Genomic DNA, 17,467 nt, shown 5'->3' on the forward strand with positions numbered 1-17,467 from the left:
CGAACGCCGCGGCGCACAGCAGGCGGCTGGCGTCGGCCATCCTGCCGGTCGCTCTCGGCATCGGGCTGGGCCTCGTGCAGATCGGGGCGCCGTCGATCATCGCCGCGGAGGCGGCGACCCAGGCCAGCGCCGGGGTGATCGCCGACCTGCGGGTGGCCGCGCCGTCGGGACTCTCGCCGGAGGCGGTCGACGTGATCCGCGAGATGCCGGGGGTGACCGAGGCGTCAGGGGTCGCACTCAGCGCGGCGGTGGTGGACTCGTTCGATTTCGAGGGCAAGCTGGAGCGTGCCGAGCATGTGCTGCAGGGCGTCGACCCGGAGAACATCGCGCACAGTCTCGATCTCCGCGTGCGCGAAGGATCGCTCGCCGACCTCGACGGCATCGCGACGGTCGCGGTGAGCACGGATGCCGCGCAGACGCTCGGGCTGGGTATCGGCGGCACGGTCGTCGGACACCTCGGAGACGGTTCGCCGCTGAAGGCCACGGTCGTCGCGGTGTACGAGCGGGGTCTGGGCTTCGGCGACCTCACCATGGCCGCCGAAGAGGTCAGAGCCCACACCACGACGGGTCTCGATGCCTTCGCGCTCGTGGCGGTCGACGAGGCGGCGACCGGCGAGGTCCGGGCCGCGCTGGAGGCGCGCGGTCTGCTCGTGACCGACGGATCGGGGCAGGGGGCCGCGGGGGCCGGAGCGCACGCCCAGAACGGGTGGGTGAACCTCGTCGCCCTGCTGGTGATCCTCGGCTACATCGCGATCGCCGTGGTGAACACGCTCGTCATGGCGACGGGTGAGCGCTCACGGGAGCTGGCTCTGCTGCAGCTGATCGGATCGTCCCGCGGGCAGGTGCGCTCGATGATGCGGATCGAGGCCGTGCTCGTGGCGGTGATCGCGATGGTGTTCGGCGTGGTCGTCGCGATCCCTCCGCTCATCGGCGTGAGCATGGGCATCTCGGGGCAGCCGATCCCCGCGTTGCCCGTGCTGGGGTCGTTCCTGATCGTCGGGGCGATGGGCGCGCTGGCGCTCGTGGCGATGTGGGTCGGGACCACGGCGACCATGCGCACCCGTCCCATCGACGAGATCGGGTCCCGGCAGTAGCCACGCTGCGGAGGGGCGCGCCGGAGTCGTCGGTGCGCCCCTCTTCGCGTGATCGGGGGAAGCCGTCGTACGGGGTGAAAAGACGGGGTGAATTCTCCGGGATCGGCAGGATCGCGTCTCGGCCGACGGGCAGGCTGGCGGTGGCCCGGACCGAGTTCACCATGCCCGAATGGTGCTCGGCGGTCGCCTGAGGGGGCGGGGGCTTCCGTGCGCGAGTGCGCGCCGGGGAAGCGATGAATGGGGAGACAGTCATGGCGTTTCGTGTTGCCCGCAAGGACCGCACATCCGATGGCCTTCCGTCCGAGCGGCGCAGCCGCTGGCGGGGCCGCGCGAGAAGGCTGATCGGCGGCGCCGTGAGCACGGCGCTCGTCGCCTCGTCGATGGTCTTCATCGGCGGGACGCTGACGGCAGCGCCGGCAGCTGCGGCTGATCCGTTCCTCTGCACCCCCGGAGCGGTGTACGTGCAGAGCGCGACCGAGGTGCGCGAGTTCGTCGTGAACGAGCAGGGCGGTGCCCCCGGCGAAGGGGGAACGCTCGGTGCCACGACCCTCGGCGTCGACCACTCCAACAACGCCCTGGGCATCTCGTCCAGCGGCCAGTACGCCTACACGGTCACCAACGCCGCCGGAAGCAAGGTGCTGGCCAAGCACGACCGTGTGACCGACGTCACCACGCGCACGTCGTTCACCCTCAACTCGTCGGTGCTGCGTGGCGCCGTGCACCCCGACACGGGCGTCTACTACTTCGCCAGCGGCACGATCAACGGCGCGATCAACATCTACGCGTGGGAGGAGAACCTCACGCCGCAGACCTACGTGCAGGTCGGAACCCTGCGCCCGACCGCCGGCAGCAGCGCGTTCGGCGCCAACGGCGACATGGCCTTCAGTGCCTCGGGTCAGCTCGTCCTGGTCGCGGACAACTTCATCTACTCCGCCGACCTGCCCGCCACGGTCACGCCGAGCACGGCCACCATCGAGGCCAAGCAGGTGCACGACATGGGTGCCGGTGTGCAGGGCAACGGCATCGCGTTCGGAAACCTCGGGCACATCTTCGTCTCCGCGTCCGGTGGCGGAAACCGCATCATCGAGGTCGACCTGCCCCGCGGGCAGACCGTCAACACCACGTCGCTCGGGTCCTTCGCTCCCACCGACATGTCCAGCTGCACCTTCCCGAACACCCTCACGCTGAAGAAGGACCTCCCCGCGGGGCGCCACTCGGCCACCGACCAGTTCGCGCTGCGTGTGCAGTCGCCCGCCGGCTACCAGGTCGCGCAGACCGACGCCACCACGCGCGGAGAGCGCACGGGCCTGCAGCCCGATTACGCGGGCCCGGTCTTCACCAACCAGGGCGACACCTTCCGCCTGTCCGAGGCGGCATCCGGCACGACGGATCGCACCCGGTACGCCGAGTCGCTGGACTGCGTGCAGGTGAACCCCAACGGGACCACGACCCCGGTGGCGGTGACCGCCTCGGGCGAGGTGACGCAGCCGTCGGGCTCGCGCGGCACCGACGTCACGTGCACGTTCACGAACGTGCGACTCGTGCCCGGCCTCGCTCTGCGCAAGACGTCCGATCCCGCCGACGGCCTCGCCGTGCAGGCCGGCCAGCGCCTCACGTACACGGTCGAGGCCGAGAACACCGGGAACACGGTCCTCGACCCCGTGCAGGTGAACGACGACCTCTCCGGCGTGCTCGCGTTCGCCGAGTACCAGGGTGATGTCGTCACCGAGATCGACGGCACGCCCGTGGCGTCTGGGGCCGCCACCGTCACAGGTGACGACCTCGCCTGGACAGGTGCGCTCGAGCCCGGTCAGGTGCTCACCGTGACCTACTCGGTCATCGTCGACGCCGGCGTCGAGGGTGAGCGGATCGCCAACAGCGTCACCGCCTCGGGCACCCCGCCCGGCACGCTCCCTCCGCCCGTCACCCCGCCCGTGACCACCGAGCACCCCGTCGCGGGCTTCACCGTCGCCAAGACCTCCACCCCCGCAGCGGGAACGGTCGTGGAGCCGGGTCAGGTCATCGAGTACACGGTGACCGGGACCAACACGGGCGCGACCACGCTGAACCCCGCGTCGATCGCCGACGACCTGTCCGGTGTGCTCGCGCACGCCGCCTACAACTCCGACATCGCGACCTCGGTCGCCGGCACGCCTCTCACCACGGGCGCCGCCACCATCACCGGTGACGACCTCGCCTGGACCGGCGCGCTCGCCCCCGGGCAGGCTGTGACCATCACGTACTCCGTGACCGTGGATGCGGACGCTTCGGGAGAGATCCTGAAGAACTCCGTCACCGGCACCGCGACGCCGACCACGCCGAAGCCCGGTGATCCCGAGGGGCCGGAGGTGCCGGGCGAGCCGATCGTCCCGCCGACCGTCACCACCGAGCACCCGGTCATCGGGTCGGGCTTCACGATCAGCAAGTCCGCCGATCCCGCGTCGGGCACGGCGGTCTCGGCCGGCGACACGGTCACGTACACGATCACCGGTACCAACACCGGTGACACCGACCTCGACCCGGCCCGCATCGTCGACGACCTCTCGGGTGTGCTCGACGACGCCGGCTACAACGACGACGTCACCGCCGACCGCGGCTCCGTCACCGTCACCGGCAGCACGCTGACCTGGTCGGGTGAGGTGCCCCGCGGAGCCTCCGTCACGATCCGCTACTCGGTGACCGTCGACGCGGGTGTCCAGAAGGCGCTGCTGCACAACGTCGCCACCGGCACCGCCACGCCGCAGATCCCCGTCGACCCGACCGACCCCGCCGGTCCCTCGACCCCGGGAACGCCGATCGTCCCGCCGGCGGTGGAGACGAACCACCCGGTCGTGGACACCGGCTTCGAGGTCGTGAAGTCCGCTGACCCGGCCTCCGGTACCGCCGTGCGTGCGGGTGACACGATCACCTACACGATCTCGGGTGTCAACACGGGCAACACGACGCTCGATCCGGCGACGATCGTCGACGACCTGTCGGCCGTGCTCGCGCACGCCCGGTACGGTGACGACGCGACCGCTTCGACCGGCGCGATCGCCCTCGACGGCACCACCCTGACCTGGAACGGGACGCTCGCTCCCGGCGCTCGGGTCGAGATCACCTACACGGTCGCGGTCGACGAGGATGCCACCGGTGTGCTGCTGCGCAACACCGTCACCGGTGAGGGCACACCCCTCATTCCGGTCGACCCGACGGACCCGGGCAGCCCGACCACACCGGGAACCCCGGTGACGACGCCCCCGTCGACGACGGAGCACCCGGTCGCCACCCCCGGATTCACGGTGACCAAGTCGGCCGATCCCGTCACCGGGACGCGCGTCGATCCCGGCAGCGTCATCACCTACACGGTCACCGGCACCAACACGGGTGACACTGTGCTCGACCCGGCCTCGATCGCCGACGACCTGCGCGGTGCGCTGGCCCACGCGTCGTACAACGACGACGTGACCGCCACCCGCGGGGACGTGAGCGTGGCTCGCGGGGCCCTGTCCTGGAGCGGAATGCTGCGCCCGGGTCAGGACGTCGTCATCGTCTACTCGGTGACGGTCGATCCGACCGCCGGTGGCGAGACGGTCGCCAACACGGCGACGGGCACGGCGACTCCGCTGATCCCGACGGACCCGAGCGACCCCGACAGCCCGACGACCCCGGGCACGCCGATCACCCCGCCGCCCTCGACGACGGAGCACCCGGTCAACGCACCCGGCTTCACGTTCGCCAAGACGGCCGATCCGGCACCGGGCACCGCCGTGGACCCCGGTGACGTGCTCACCTACACGCTGACGGCCGTCAACACCGGTCAGACCGCCCTCGACCCGGTCGAGATCACGGATGACCTGTCGAAGGTGCTGCCGTACGCGTCGTACAACTCCGATGCCGTGGCCGTGATCGGCGGGCAGCCCGCCGGTGCGGTGTCCGTCGCCGGAGCGAAGCTCCGCTGGTCGGGCGCGCTCGCGGTCGGCCAGACCGTCACCGTCACGTACTCCGTCACGGTCGGGGCGGACGGCGTGGGGTCCGTGCTCGAGAACAGTGCGACCGCGACCGCGACCCCTCCGGGAGGATCGGTCATCACCCCGCCGCCCGGCATCACGACGAACGTCGTCAACGTGCCCGGATTCTCGGTGTCGAAGAGCGCCGATCCGGCGGCGGGCACCGCGGTCGACCCCGGCAGTGTCATCACCTACACGGTGACGGGCGTGAACACCGGCGAGACGATCCTCGACCCGGTCACGATCGTCGACGACCTCTCGGGAGTGGTCTCGCACGCCGACTACAACGGCGACGCGACCGCCAGGATCGGCACCACCGCGGCGACCGCCCCTGTGGTGACCGGTGACCGGCTGTCGTGGGATGGTGTCCTCCCCGTCGGTGCGACCGTCACGATCACGTACTCCGTGACCGTGCAGGCCGACGCCGGGGGAACGGTCATCGCGAACTCGGTCTCGGGCTCGGCGACCCCGCCGGGAGGTGTGCCGCCGATCGAGACGCCTCCCGCGACGACGGAGCATCCGGTGAACGAGCCCGGCTTCGAGGTGCGCAAGTCGGCCGACCCCTCCTCGGGAACCCGGGTCGACCCCGGCAGCGTCATCACCTACACGGTGACCGGCGTGAACACCGGTGAGACCGCACTGGCGCCTGTGAGCATCGGTGACGACCTGTCGGGAGTGCTCGCCCACGCCGCCTACAACGGCGACGCCACCGCGACGGTGGTCGACGGGTCAGCCCCGGCTCCTGTCGTGGACGGCGACGCGCTCACCTGGACGGGCGCTCTCGCCGTGGGCCAGCGCGTCACGATCACGTACTCGGTCACCGTGAACGGCGACGCGGGCGGTGCGACGATCGCGAACACGGTCTCCGGTACCGCCACCCCGCCGGGTGGTGCGGTGATCACGCCTCCGCCCGTCACGACGGAGAACCCTGTCGGCACCCCCGGCTTCGCGTTCGTCAAGACCGCCGATCCCGGAACGGGTACGGCCGTCGCCACGGGAAGCGTCGTCACGTACACGCTCGTCGGCACGAACACCGGCGAGACGGGCCTCGACGAGGTCGTCATCACGGATGATCTCTCCGGAGTGCTGCGGCACGCCGACCTCCGCGCCGGCGCGACCGCCGTCGTGGGCGACGGCACGGCATCCGCACGCACGGTGGCCGCTCCCACGGTGGAAGGCACGCAGTTGCGCTGGTCCGGCAGTCTCGCCGAGGGCGAGAGCGTCACGATCACGTACTCCGTGACCGTGCACGCCGACGCCGCCGGAGCGAATCTGCGCAACGTGGCCGTGGGGACGGCCACGCCTCCCGGTGGCGAGACGATCACTCCGCCGACGAGCGTGACCGAGAACCCGGTGCTCACGCCGCTCGCTCTCACCGGCGGCCTGCTGGCCCCGTGGGTGCTGGCTCTCGCGATCGCGCTGCTGCTCGGCGGTGCCGTGCTGCTGATCGTGCGTCGTCGCCGGGCGCAGGTCTAGCGGACACGGGAAAGGCCTCGTCCGTCGCATGCAACGGACGAGGCCTTCCGCGTTCCCGCGGGACCGCGGGTCACTCCGCGAGCAGGCCGTGGCGCGCCGCCTGCTCCATCGCCTCGGCGCGGTTGTGGGCGCCGAGCTTGCGATAGATGCTGCGGAGCTGGGTCTTGAGCGTGTTCTGCGAGACGCGGAGCTCGTCGGCGATCGCCGGCAGCGGCGCTCCCGACGTCAGGGCGCGCAGCACGATCTGCTCGCGGGATGACAGTCGTGGCCGGGTCGCGAACGACGGCAGCGCCGATCGTAGCGGGAAGGTCGCCCGACCGGTGGGGTCGAGATCGGATCGCACGGCGCCGAAGTCCTCGGCGCCCAGGAGCACGAGCGGGGTGGTGAGTCCCCGGTCGGTGAGCTGGGCGTTCAGGGCCTCGCTCGACGGCTGCGCGGCCGCAGCGGACACCCGGTGCAGCGCGGCGCTGTGCACGGCCGCTGCTTCGGCGCGCTCTCGGGCGGTGGACGGGCGCAGGCGGGTCTGCCCCAGAAGCCGGACCACGTCGGCGGTCCTGCCGTCGACGAGTGCCAGACGCGCCCGTTTGAGGACCGTGCCGAAGCGGTCGGGAAGCGTATCCCGCTGCACGATGTTCCTGGCGGTGCTCACATCACCGAGGGCGAGGTGCAGGAGCGTCCTCGGGCGCGACAGGGCGTGGCGCACGTGAGGTGCACTCGCCTCCTTTCCCCGGAGACGGACGAACGACTCCAGGCGCTCCAGTCCGGCAGCGGCCTCACCCTCGTGCAGAGCGATCCATGCCTCCACGGAGGCCATCGTCGTCCAGTGCTCGCTCGTCGCCCGGTACGGCTCGAAGAAGCGGATGTGCCGCTTCGCCGCGGCGATGTCGCCGTCCTCGACCGCGAGCATCGCCTCGGCCACCCGGTAGTAGGTGCCCCGATAGCTGTCGAGGAGCACCGGGTCCCATTCGCCGTCGCGGATGAGACCGACATAATGACGCGCCTCCGGCAGATCCCCGTTCAGGGCGTGGACCCCGGCGAGGAGGCATATCCCGTGGAAGGCGTTGGTGCTCCCGTGCGCCGCGGCCAGGGCGGTGGCCTCCTCCCACAGCCGGATGGCCTCATCCTGCTCTCCGCCGTAATAGAGCGAGATGCCCAGATGGGTGCACAGCAGCGGCATGTCGCGGGCGTACTGCTGCCACTGCGATTCGGGGGTCTCGTGGAACAGCGCCAGTGCGCGCGCCGCCACCTGGGCCGCCCGCTCCGGTCGACCGATGGCTCGCAGCGACGCGCTCTCGGCCGCCCAGATGAAGATCCGCTCCGTGGCCGAGAGCGTCGTGCGGCGGGCGTTCGCCGCCGCCACCGCCATGCGCAGCAGCTGGAGCCCGCGCTGGCGTCGGAGCCGGTTGGGTTTGAGGCACATCCCGAGCAGCATGGCCACGAGGGGCTCCCGCTTGAGCCGCGCCACGGGCACATCCCCGAGCAGCTCGACCACCGCATTCCGATCACGGTGGAGCAGCCGGTTCCATCCCGACATCGTGACGTGCGTCGCGAGGCGCAGGTCGTCGTCCTCCAGGGCGAGGCGGAGTCCCTCGAGCGGGAGGTCGCGGCGCACCGCACCTTCTGCCGCGATGCGCCGCAGCTGGGGGATCTCGTGCGGAGCGACCCGGCGGAGCTCGCGGCGCAGCATGCCTCGCGTGAGCGGCGTCAGGGCGAAGGCGCTGCGCCCGTCGGCGGCCCAGCGACCGAAGCCGAACGTCTCGGCCTGGTCCAGGGCTCTGGGGATCTCGGCGTCACCCGTCAGCGCCACCGCGAGCGGAACGTCGACCGACTCCGTGACGCTGATCCGCAACAGGCCCTGCAGGGTCTGCCGATCGAAGGCGCATTCGGCGAGCCGATCCTGCAGGTAGTCCTCGATCACGGTGGTGGCGGCGCGCAACGACACCGCGTCCGTTCCGGCGCCGCGGAGGGCCAGCGCACGGATGAGAGCGGGGAACCCTCCCGTCGCTTCGCGCGTGGCGATGGCCGTGTCTTCGTCGACATCGAGCGCCCGGCGGATCTCCTCGGCGTCGAACATGAGCTCTTCGGGGGCCAGGAGCGTCGTGTCGATCACGAGGTCGAGGCCCTCGCTGTCGAAGGGGCTGGGGCGGTTCGTGGCGACGATCAGGCGGGTCAGCGGGGTGGTGGCGACGGCTCGACACAGTGCGAACACGCCCTCGCGGTCCACGGCGGCCGCATCATCGAGCACCACGACCAGTGGACCGTCCACGTCGCACAGACGCGAGGTCACGGCGGCCCAGCCGTCTTCCGCGGCGGCGGAGTGCGCGGGAGCCGTGCCCGGCAGTACCCGCAGCAGCGCGCGGGCGAGGGCGTCGCCGGTCGCGATGGAAGGCGTCACGGTGATCCACACGACACGTGAGGTGGTCGCGGCCGCCCAATCGACGAGGGCGGTGGTCTTGCCCGACCCCGATGCCGACCGGACCAGCGTCAACGGCGTCTCGGTCTCGAGCGCGGCGATCAGTCGTGGACGACTGATGGCGTGCGCCGACACTCGCGGTATATGTCCGTCCCCCTGCGCGACAAATGCCGACACCCTACCTCCCCAGGTCCCCACCCCTACGATATTCCGAAATCTCAGAGGGGCAAGCCAGAGGGGCAAGCCAGAGGGGCAAGCCAAGGGGAGGGAGTGCCGGTGATACCCGGGGGAGGGATGCCGGACTCTGCGCCGTCCGGTCGCGTCAGCGGTCGGCCGACCGACGCCACGGAGCCGTGAGCCGTGACCAGAATCTCGGAGTAGACGTGGTCTCGTCGGGCGCGGGCAGGGCCACGGCGAACTGCACGATCTCTTCCGCACCATGATGCACGACGCGGTACAGCGCGGTGCCGATGAGCACACCGAGGGCGATCGACATGACCGAGACGAGGGCCGCGACGAAGTCGGAGAGTCCGCCGTCGGTGGCGACCGCCTCGGTGAGTCCGACCAGACCGGCCGCTCCGGGGACGAGCAGCCAGAACGCCGGCAGGAACGTGAGCTGCGACGGCGCGCCGTGCCGGAGCCCCGCGATCCAGAAGACGACGGGGGTCATCACGAGCGCGCCGACGAAACCTCCGACCGTGGGGCCGACGAACTCGTTGCCTGCCCACTGCCCCGAATACGCGACGACCAGGGCGATCAGCACCCAGCCGAAGGTCGAGGGCGGCGCCGAGAAATGCAGATAGTTGCCGAGCGCGAAGACGAGGATGCCGATGATCGCCACCCACCACGGCAGGGGGGAGGTGGCCTCCAACGGTTCGTACGATCGCGACTCCACTCCCACCACGGTGCCGGCGGCGAGGATGCCGAACGCCAGGAGGGCCAGCTGCACGAAGCCGTAGACCAGGCGGGAGGCGCCGGAGATCATCTGTCCGGCCGCCAGCTCGACCGTCGCCGTGGTCAGCACGCCGCCGGGGAGGAACGTCACCAGCGGCGCGATGAGAAGACGGATCGGATCGCCGATCTCGATCACCTCGGCCAGGAGGAAGACCGCCGCCGCACACACGAACGCGGCGGCGATGGGCAGGATCAGCTGGAGTGTCGGCGACCGCACCAGCTTGAGCAGCCCGATACCGAAGCCGAGCACGAACGCGACGATCACGCCCTGCCAGGTCGGCGCGAGTAGCAGGGCGAGCCCGGTGGTGAGGATGGCGTGACCCAGGGTGCGCGTGAACCAGTCGAGCCGCGGGCGCATGGCTCCGATCTCGTTCAGTCGTCTGATGCCGTCGAGTGGCGGGATCGCCCCCGTCCGCGCCTGGCCGATCAGTTCGTACAGCGCGGCGATCTGATCGAAGCGGAAAGAGGCGTTCGTGGCGGAGCGGATCGCGACGCGGGCTTCCTCCGACTCCCCGGTCTCGACGAGGATGATCGTCGGCAGGACGACGAAGTCGGCGTCACCGCCGCCGTAGGCCTTCGCGACGTCGGTCATCGTGTCGCGGATGCGGTCGACCGATTCGGCCGAGGCGTTCATGCCCTGCGCCAACCCGAGCAGGAACTGTCGCAGTGCGGTCCGGTCGACGCCGTCGGTCATGTCGTGGACGACCGCTCAGCTCACGTGAACAGGAACGAGAGCGGCACGCCCACGATGATCGCCACGGCCACGTAGATGAGGTTCGGCAGTTGGAACGAGTGGTCGAAGACGAACTTGCCCATCTTGGTGGTTCCCGTCTGGTCGAACGCCACGGTCGCGACCTGGCTGCCGTTGGCCGGCAGCGTGTAGATGCCCATCGCCGCCGGCCAGAGCCCCACCAGGAGCGAGGCGGGCAGGCCGATCGTGATGCCGATCGGCACGATCGCGTTCGTGGCGCTCGACTGGCTGGTCGTGAGCATCGCGACTGCGAACAGCGCCAGCGCGAACAGCAGCGCGCCGAGGAAAGCCGAAGACCCGGAGACCACCGAGCCGAGTCCGTCGACGATGAGGGTCTGGTTCGCGGCGACGAACGTGTTCGCCAGCCAGGCGATGCCGAAGAGCGCGATGGCGCCGACGATGCCGGCGGGGAACGTGGGCTGCTTGGGCACGTCGGCCGCCTTCACCTTGCAGAAGACGAAGATCAGGGCGGCGATGATGCCCATAACGACCTCGATGATCACGGTGACGCTGAGTCGAACCGGGTCGCCGGCGTCGTCGGTGCCGATGACCGGACGCAGATTCTCGAACAGGCCGAAGAGCACGATCACGCCGACGCCGGCCAGGAACAGCGAGGCGGAGAGGACGGCGGTCGACGGCAGCTTCTTCTCGTGGGCGTCGGTCTCCGGCGGCTTGATCTGGTGATCGGCCAGGCGCCTCTGGAACTCGGGGTCGTCCTCCAGGTCCTTGCCGTGACGCATCATGACGAGTGCGGCGACGAAGAGCCCGACGATCGAGGCCGGCCACATGATGAGCAGCAGCCCGCCGAGGTCGACTCCCTGAGGGGCGAGCAGCACCACCATCGAGGCGGTGGCTGCGGAGACGGGGGAGCACAGGATGCCGACCTGCGAGGCGACGGCGGAGACCGAGAGTGCCCGCTCCGGACGGATCTTCTGCTGATACGAGACGTCGTAGATGACGGGCAGCAACGGGTAGAAGATGTTCCCCGTTCCGGCACCCACCGTGAAGAGGAACGACATCGCCGGGGCGAGGAAGACCACGGATCTCGGCCTGCGTCTGATCACCTTCGCCGCGACCGACACCATCCAGTCGATGCCGCCGGCGGCTTGCATGGTCGATGCGGCGGTGATGACGGTGATGACGATGAAGACCGCATCGACCGGCGCATTGCCCGGCGCCTCGCCGAAGAAGAAGATGAGGACGGCCACGCCGACCAGCCCCCACACGCCGAGCCCGATCCCGCTCGTGCGGGTGCCCATGTAGATGGCGCCGATGACGACGATCAGCTCGGCGACGAGGATCCACACGTTGTCGTTCATGACGACGGTCCCTTCACGATCGGGGCGTTCCCGGCGAGCACCGTCGTGGGGAGTTCGGTCTCGACGATCTTGCCGTCGATGGCTTCGACGCGCAGGGCGAGGGCGTCCTCCACGGGGCTGACCGCGGTCACGAAGGTGGAGTTCTCGAAGTGCAGGGACTGGAGGTTGCCGACCGCGTACCCGGTGGAGAGCTCGCCGCTCAGCAGAGAGGCGTGGAACAGCGGACGGCGCTGGTCCTCGGCGTCGTAGTGCGGGCAGAAGCTGCCGTGCAGGAACCCGAGTCCCTCGGGAAGGACCTGCAGGGTGGGGCCGTAGCTGTCGGTGGTGCCGCCTTCGAACCAGCAGATGCCCCCGGCGCTGCCTCCGGTGAACACCACGTTCGAGTCGGGGTCCTCCCACATCTCGCGCATGATCTCGTCGAGGCCCTGACGCTTCCACACGTCGAGCATGTTCGCGGTGTTGCCGCCGCCGACGTGGATCACGTCGAAGCCCTTGAGGAAGCCGGCGAGGTCGTCGACCGCGCGGTGGAAGAGCGGCAGGTGGTGCGGCGCGCACCTGTCGGAGTCGTAGGTGGAGTAGAAGCTCACGATGTACGCGCTGTCGTCACCCGTGGCCGTGCCGACGAAGAGGACGCGGGGTCGCTCCTTGCCGGTGAGCTCGAGGATGTAATCGTGCGTCGGGTCGTTCCGACGCTCCATCATGGCCTTCCCGGCCCCTGTTGCCACCACGTGAGACATGCCCCCACCTCTCCGACGACTGCGAATGCGCTCAACCTAGCGGGGGCCCGCGGCGTCGTCCAGAGGCCTTTCGTCCACCGAGGGTGAGGGCGTCCGAGCGGCCTAGCCGTTCAGCCGGGCGGTCGCGACCATTCCTTCGAGCAGGGCGAAGGTGCGCGCGCGGGGCCCGTCGGGGCGGATGCCGATCACGTGCGCGAGTTCGAGCGCGAGGGCCGCATGCCCTTCGGTGTTCGGGTGGAACGGATCGTTCATGAGCCCCCACGGGACGCCACCGGCGCCGATATCGGCGAAGCGGGCGTACTGGTCGACCAGGATCACGTCCTCGCTCGCGGCGACGTGCCGCACGGCATCGGCGAACTCGCCGATGCGCGCCCGCTCCGGGGCGTTGCGGGTGTCGATCGCGGGCGGGGTCTGCAGCACCGGGATCGCCCCGAGCCCGCGCACCCGCTCGACGAACTCCCGCAGCGACGCGGCGTAGTCGTCCGCCGTGATGACCTCGCGCGGTCCACCGTCGGAGGCGTCGTTCGTTCCGATCATGAGCGTGACGACGTCGGGGTGCCACGACGCGACGCGACGGTCCCAGTCTCCGAGGAGGTCGACGATGCGGTTGCCGCTGATCGCGGTGTTCAGCACGACGTCGCGCACGCGCTCCAGTTCGCCGCGGATCAGCTCGTGCAGGTGCTCCGGGTAGCTGCGCCCGCCCTGTGTGTGCACCAGCCCGTGGGTGATCGAGTCGCCCGTGATGACCCAGTTCAGCGGCTCCGGATCCGCGAGGGCCGCAGCGATGCGGCGGAGGTCGGAGGCGGCGGATGCGGAGACGGAGGATTCGGCGTTCGACACGGCACCGAGCCTATCGGCCGCTTCGGCATCGGCTAGGTTGGGACCGTGAGCCCTGATTCCGACAGACCGTAGATCGCGGGTCGAGCGCCTTCCGCGCGCTCCCCGCATCCGCTGTCGACCCTTCTCACCCGCTGTTCATCGCGCTGTGCGACTCGAGCGGCGTCTTCGTGTCTGGATGCTCCATGCCCCTGCTCGTCCCCGTCCTGGCTCTGGCGATCTTCGCCCAGGGCACCAGCGAGTTCATGCTCGCCGGCCTCCTCCTCCCCCTCTCCGTCGATCTCGATGTCGATCCGTCGACGGCGGCCCTGCTGACCTCGGCCTTCGCGGTCGGCATGGTGATCGGCGCCCCGACCATGGCGGTCTTCGCCAGCCGTTGGGCTCCGCGGCGCGCTCTCGTGCTGCTGCTGGTGGTCTTCATCGCCGCGCACCTCGTCGGCGCGCTCGCGTCCTCCTTCTGGCTGCTGCTCGCGACGCGCGTGCTCGCTGCCCTGGCGAACGCGGGATTCCTCGCGATCGCTCTGGCGACGGTCCGGGCCGTCGTCGATCCGGCGACGGTGACGCGCGCCGTCGCCGTCCTCCTCTCGGGCACGACCCTGGCCACGATCGTCGGCGTCCCCGCCGGTGCGGCGCTCGCGAATGCGTACGGCTGGCGCTCGACCTTCTGGGCCGTCGCGCTGCTGTGCCTGCCCGCTGTGGTCGCCCTGCTGCGGGACCGCACTCTCGTCGCGGTGCCGCGTTCGCCGAGGATCGCCGTGCGTGCAGAGCTCGGGGAACTGAGGCGTCGCCCGGTGGTCGTCGCCGTGGTGCTCGCGGTGCTCGTGAACGCCGCGACCTTCGGCGTCTTCACATTCCTCGCTGTGATCGGTGCCGATGCCGGGGTGGAGGAGACCGGGATCCCCCTGCTGCTCGCCGCCTTCGGGGTGGGAGCCTTCGTGGGCGTCTCCGCGACCGGCCGATGGGCGGCCCGCTTCGAGCGGGGCTGGATCGTGGTGGGTGCCGCGGTGACGGCCACGGCCTGGAGCGTCTTCGCCCTGTCCGTCGATTCCGTGCCGGGGGTGTTCTTCGGCGCCGCGGCCGGGGGCATGCTGTCGTTCGCCGTGGGCTCGGCCCTGATCGCCCGCATCGTCGGGCAGGCGTCGGGTGCCCCGGTCCTCGGCGGCGCCTATGCCACGGCAGCGCTGAACCTGGGGGCGTTCGTCGGTCCCGTGGCTGCCGGCTTCGCCTACGCGCAGGCCGGAGCGCCCGGGGTACTCGTCGCGGCTGCCGGTCTGGCGGCCGTCGGTGTGCTCCTCGCTCCCCTCCTTCGCGCGCGATGACCGCCCCGGAACCCGGTCGATGCGAAAGACTGGAGGCATGACCTCGCCTGCGCTCGATTCCCTCCTGGCCCGCATCGTCGAGAGCGGGCTGCTCGAAGATCCCATCGCCGAGAACGGCCTCGTCTACGGGCGGGCGAGCATCGACGCGGCGGGAACCGTGGTCAACGTCAACGTCGACCCGGAGCTCGACGACGATGACGAACACGGCGACGACGTCGATCTCGATGTGCTGATCGCGGCCGTCTCGCGCATCCTCTCCGTCGGGGAATCCCGTTGGCGCGCGGTGATCGACGAGGTGGCGACCGACATCGATGATGCGGTGGACGACGAGCCCGTGGTCGAGCAGATCGACCTGCGAGACGATCTCGAGGCGACCTCGGTCGTGGTGTTCGCCGACGCCGTGCTGCTCGCCTTCGTCGCGCCGAAGCAGTTCCCCGATTCGCGCATCCTCGTGCAGCTCGACGACCAGCTCGACGTCGACGGGGTCGAGGTGCGAGAGCTCGACGGTTCCGAGAGCATCGATTTCGAGACGCTCGACGAGCTGCTCGACCACATCAGCGGTCCCGACGAGAAGTGACCGTCGGATGACCCGGTGGGGGCCGCCCGCCTCCCCGGGGGGGGCGGGGGGGTGGGGCCCCCCCCCCCCCGCCCNNCGGCGTGGGCCCGCGGCATCCGACGGTCGATCGGGGGTCAGGCGCCGGCGAGGGCGGTTGTCGCGTCGTCGATCAGATCGCAGATCGCGGCGGGGTGCGAGGCCAGCGAGGCATGGCTGGCATCCAGTTCCACGATCTTGCGCGGTGACATCCGCGCCGCCATGCGCCGCTCGTTGTCGGGGTGGATCATGCGGTCCTGGGTCGACACCTGGTACCAGGTGGGCTTGACCTTCCAGGCGGGTGCGGTGACGTCGTCGCCGAACGTGGAGGCGAGCGGCGCCTTCTGGGTGACGGCCATCACGAGCGCTTCATCGTCCGTCAGATCCTGGCAGAAGCTCTCCTGGAACTTGTCCTGGGCGACCCAGAGGTAGCCGTCGCTGTCCGGCACGATGTTCTCGAACGCTGCGGGCGGGTGCTCCGCGCTGATCTGCCCGGGGTTCTCGCCCGCATCCGGAGCGAAGGCCGCGACATAGACGAGTCCGACGACGTTGGGCAGGTCTCCTGCCTCGGTGATGACCGCCCCGCCGTAGGAGTGCCCGACCAGGAGGACAGGGCCGTCGACCTGCCGGATCATCGTGCGCGTGCGCTCCGCGTCGTCGGCGAGCGAGGTGAGCGGGTTCTCGACCGCCTGGATCGATTCGTACCCGCGCCGCCGCAGTTCGACGATGACTTTCGCCCAGTGGGCGGCGCCGCCCCAGAATCCGTGAACCAGGATGATCGTCGGTTTCGTGGTCATGGGAATACCTCCTGCATTGGATCGGTTACCGTACTCCGACCATATACTTTCCACGGAAAGTAATCTAGGCATCGCAGGAACCGGGAGGGACACCATGTCAGCCGAAGAAGATATCCGCGAGCTGCTCGCCACCTACGAGCGGGCACTAAATACCGATGACACCGCGCTTGCCGTGTCATGTTACACGCAAGACGGCATGTTCATGCCGACGACGCTGCCCACGGCCGTGGGCCCGGAGCTCGCACAGGCCTACGACGCCGTGTTCGCGGCGATCCACCTCGCGGTGGTGTTCACGATCGACGAGGTGACCGTGTTCAGCGACACCGCGGCCGCCGCGCTGACCCGCAGCAACGGAACCCAGACCGTCCGCGCCACGTCGACCACCACGCCGGAGTCGAATCGCGAGCTGTTCACCTTCGCCGTCGAAGACGGCCGATGGAAGATCAGCCGCTACATGTTCAACAAGTCCGCATAGTACCGACCGCACAAGACCTACAGGAGATCACCATGACCACCGCCATCATCGGAACCGGAAAGATCGGCAGCATCATCGCCCAGGACCTCGCGGACGGAGGAGAGGACCTGATCATCGCCGGCAGCGACCTGGAGAAGGCGGCGTCGCTCGCCGCCGCGGTCGGCGGAAGTGCGCGTGCGGCCGAGGTGCCCGCCGCGATCGCCGCTGCCGACATCGTCATCCTCGCCGTCTGGTTCGACGTGTCGAAGAAGCTGATCGACGAGAACCGCGACGCTCTCGACGGCAAGATCGTCGTCGACCCCTCCAATCCGCTCGGCCCGGACGGGAACGGCGGATACGTGAAGATCCTCGCGCCCGAGGAGTCCTCGGGGCAGATCCTGGCCCAGAAGCTCCCCGCCGGAGCATCCCTCGTGAAGGCCTTCGGAACGCTGGGCGCGGAATCGATGAAGGTGAGCGCTCGGCAGGATCCTGCGATCGCACTCCTCTATGCGACCGACGATGGTGCGGCCGGGGAGGCCGTCGCCTCGCTGATCCGCTCCGCCGGTTTCGCACCCGTGAACGTCGGCGGACTCGACCAGTCCGTGCGCATCGAGGTGTACGGCGAACTGCACGAGATCGGTGGGCTCGGCAGGACCGTCACCGCGGAGGAAGCCCGCGCCGCCCTGTGATCGATCTTCCCGAACCCGTTACGGCACGAACAGCAACCTCACGAAG

General features: G+C 70.0%; 12 protein-coding genes. 6 read left to right on the plus strand and 6 right to left on the minus strand.

Features of this window, described 5'->3' with window-relative positions:
- Both B2869_RS14950 and B2869_RS14955 read left to right on the plus strand, forming a co-directional pair.
- Positions 1–1,094: ABC transporter permease (locus B2869_RS14950; RefSeq protein WP_292768218.1), on the plus strand; the 1,094-nt coding region annotated here is incomplete at its 5' end.
- A 251-nt stretch (positions 1,095–1,345) separates the two neighbouring features.
- Positions 1,346–6,559, plus strand: coding sequence for a beta strand repeat-containing protein (locus B2869_RS14955; RefSeq protein ID WP_292768221.1), 5,214 nt, complete (start codon positions 1,346–1,348; stop codon positions 6,557–6,559).
- Positions 6,560–6,629: 70 nt separating this feature from the next.
- Here B2869_RS14955 and B2869_RS14960 read toward each other — a convergent pair whose 3' ends face one another.
- The 5 genes from B2869_RS14960 to B2869_RS14980 all read right to left on the minus strand — a co-directional run bounded on the left by B2869_RS14960 (position 6,630) and on the right by B2869_RS14980 (position 13,573).
- Positions 6,630–9,107: a LuxR C-terminal-related transcriptional regulator gene (locus B2869_RS14960; protein WP_292768224.1), complete on the minus strand. Its 2,478-nt coding sequence runs from the start codon at positions 9,105–9,107 to the stop codon at positions 6,630–6,632.
- Positions 9,108–9,294: 187 nt separating this feature from the next.
- Entirely contained in the window at positions 9,295–10,620 is a 1,326-nt protein-coding gene (locus B2869_RS14965) for a threonine/serine ThrE exporter family protein (RefSeq protein ID WP_292768227.1), read from the minus strand.
- Between the two features lie 20 nt (positions 10,621–10,640).
- On the minus strand, positions 10,641–11,996 hold the full coding sequence (locus B2869_RS14970) for an anaerobic C4-dicarboxylate transporter family protein (protein WP_021200189.1): 1,356 nt from the start codon (positions 11,994–11,996) through the stop codon (positions 10,641–10,643).
- Positions 11,993–12,733 (minus strand): peptidase E, encoded by a 741-nt coding sequence (locus tag B2869_RS14975; protein ID WP_292768232.1) that lies wholly within the window; start codon positions 12,731–12,733, stop codon positions 11,993–11,995. The genes B2869_RS14970 and B2869_RS14975 overlap by 4 nt, the downstream gene beginning before the upstream one ends.
- Positions 12,734–12,835: 102 nt before the next feature.
- Entirely contained in the window at positions 12,836–13,573 is a 738-nt protein-coding gene (locus B2869_RS14980) for an SGNH/GDSL hydrolase family protein (RefSeq protein ID WP_021200191.1), read from the minus strand.
- 182 nt (positions 13,574–13,755) lie between these two features.
- Here B2869_RS14980 and B2869_RS14985 point away from each other — a divergent pair, with 182 nt between their 5' ends.
- Both B2869_RS14985 and B2869_RS14990 read left to right on the plus strand, forming a co-directional pair.
- Positions 13,756–14,889: an MFS transporter gene (locus tag B2869_RS14985; RefSeq protein ID WP_292768236.1), complete on the plus strand. Its 1,134-nt coding sequence runs from the start codon at positions 13,756–13,758 to the stop codon at positions 14,887–14,889.
- 37 nt (positions 14,890–14,926) lie between these two features.
- Positions 14,927–15,466, plus strand: a complete 540-nt coding sequence (locus B2869_RS14990; RefSeq protein WP_292768240.1) for a cytochrome C5 — start codon at positions 14,927–14,929, stop codon at positions 15,464–15,466.
- 113 nt (positions 15,467–15,579) lie between these two features.
- Here B2869_RS14990 and B2869_RS14995 read toward each other — a convergent pair whose 3' ends face one another.
- Positions 15,580–16,278, minus strand: a complete 699-nt coding sequence (locus tag B2869_RS14995) for an alpha/beta hydrolase (RefSeq protein ID WP_292768242.1) — start codon at positions 16,276–16,278, stop codon at positions 15,580–15,582.
- 94 nt (positions 16,279–16,372) lie between these two features.
- On the opposite strand from B2869_RS14995, the gene B2869_RS15000 reads away from it, so the two are divergent.
- Positions 16,373–16,753 carry a YybH family protein gene (locus B2869_RS15000; RefSeq protein WP_292768245.1) on the plus strand — a complete coding sequence of 127 codons (381 nt, stop codon included), beginning with the start codon at positions 16,373–16,375 and terminating at the stop codon, positions 16,751–16,753.
- Between the two features lie 32 nt (positions 16,754–16,785).
- Entirely contained in the window at positions 16,786–17,421 is a 636-nt protein-coding gene (locus B2869_RS15005) for an NADPH-dependent F420 reductase (RefSeq protein WP_021200205.1), read from the plus strand.
- Positions 17,422–17,467 lie beyond the last annotated feature (46 nt).

It is taken from the genome of Microbacterium sp. UBA3486, from assembly GCF_002377845.1.
Classification (GTDB): domain Bacteria; phylum Actinomycetota; class Actinomycetes; order Actinomycetales; family Microbacteriaceae; genus Microbacterium; species Microbacterium maritypicum_A.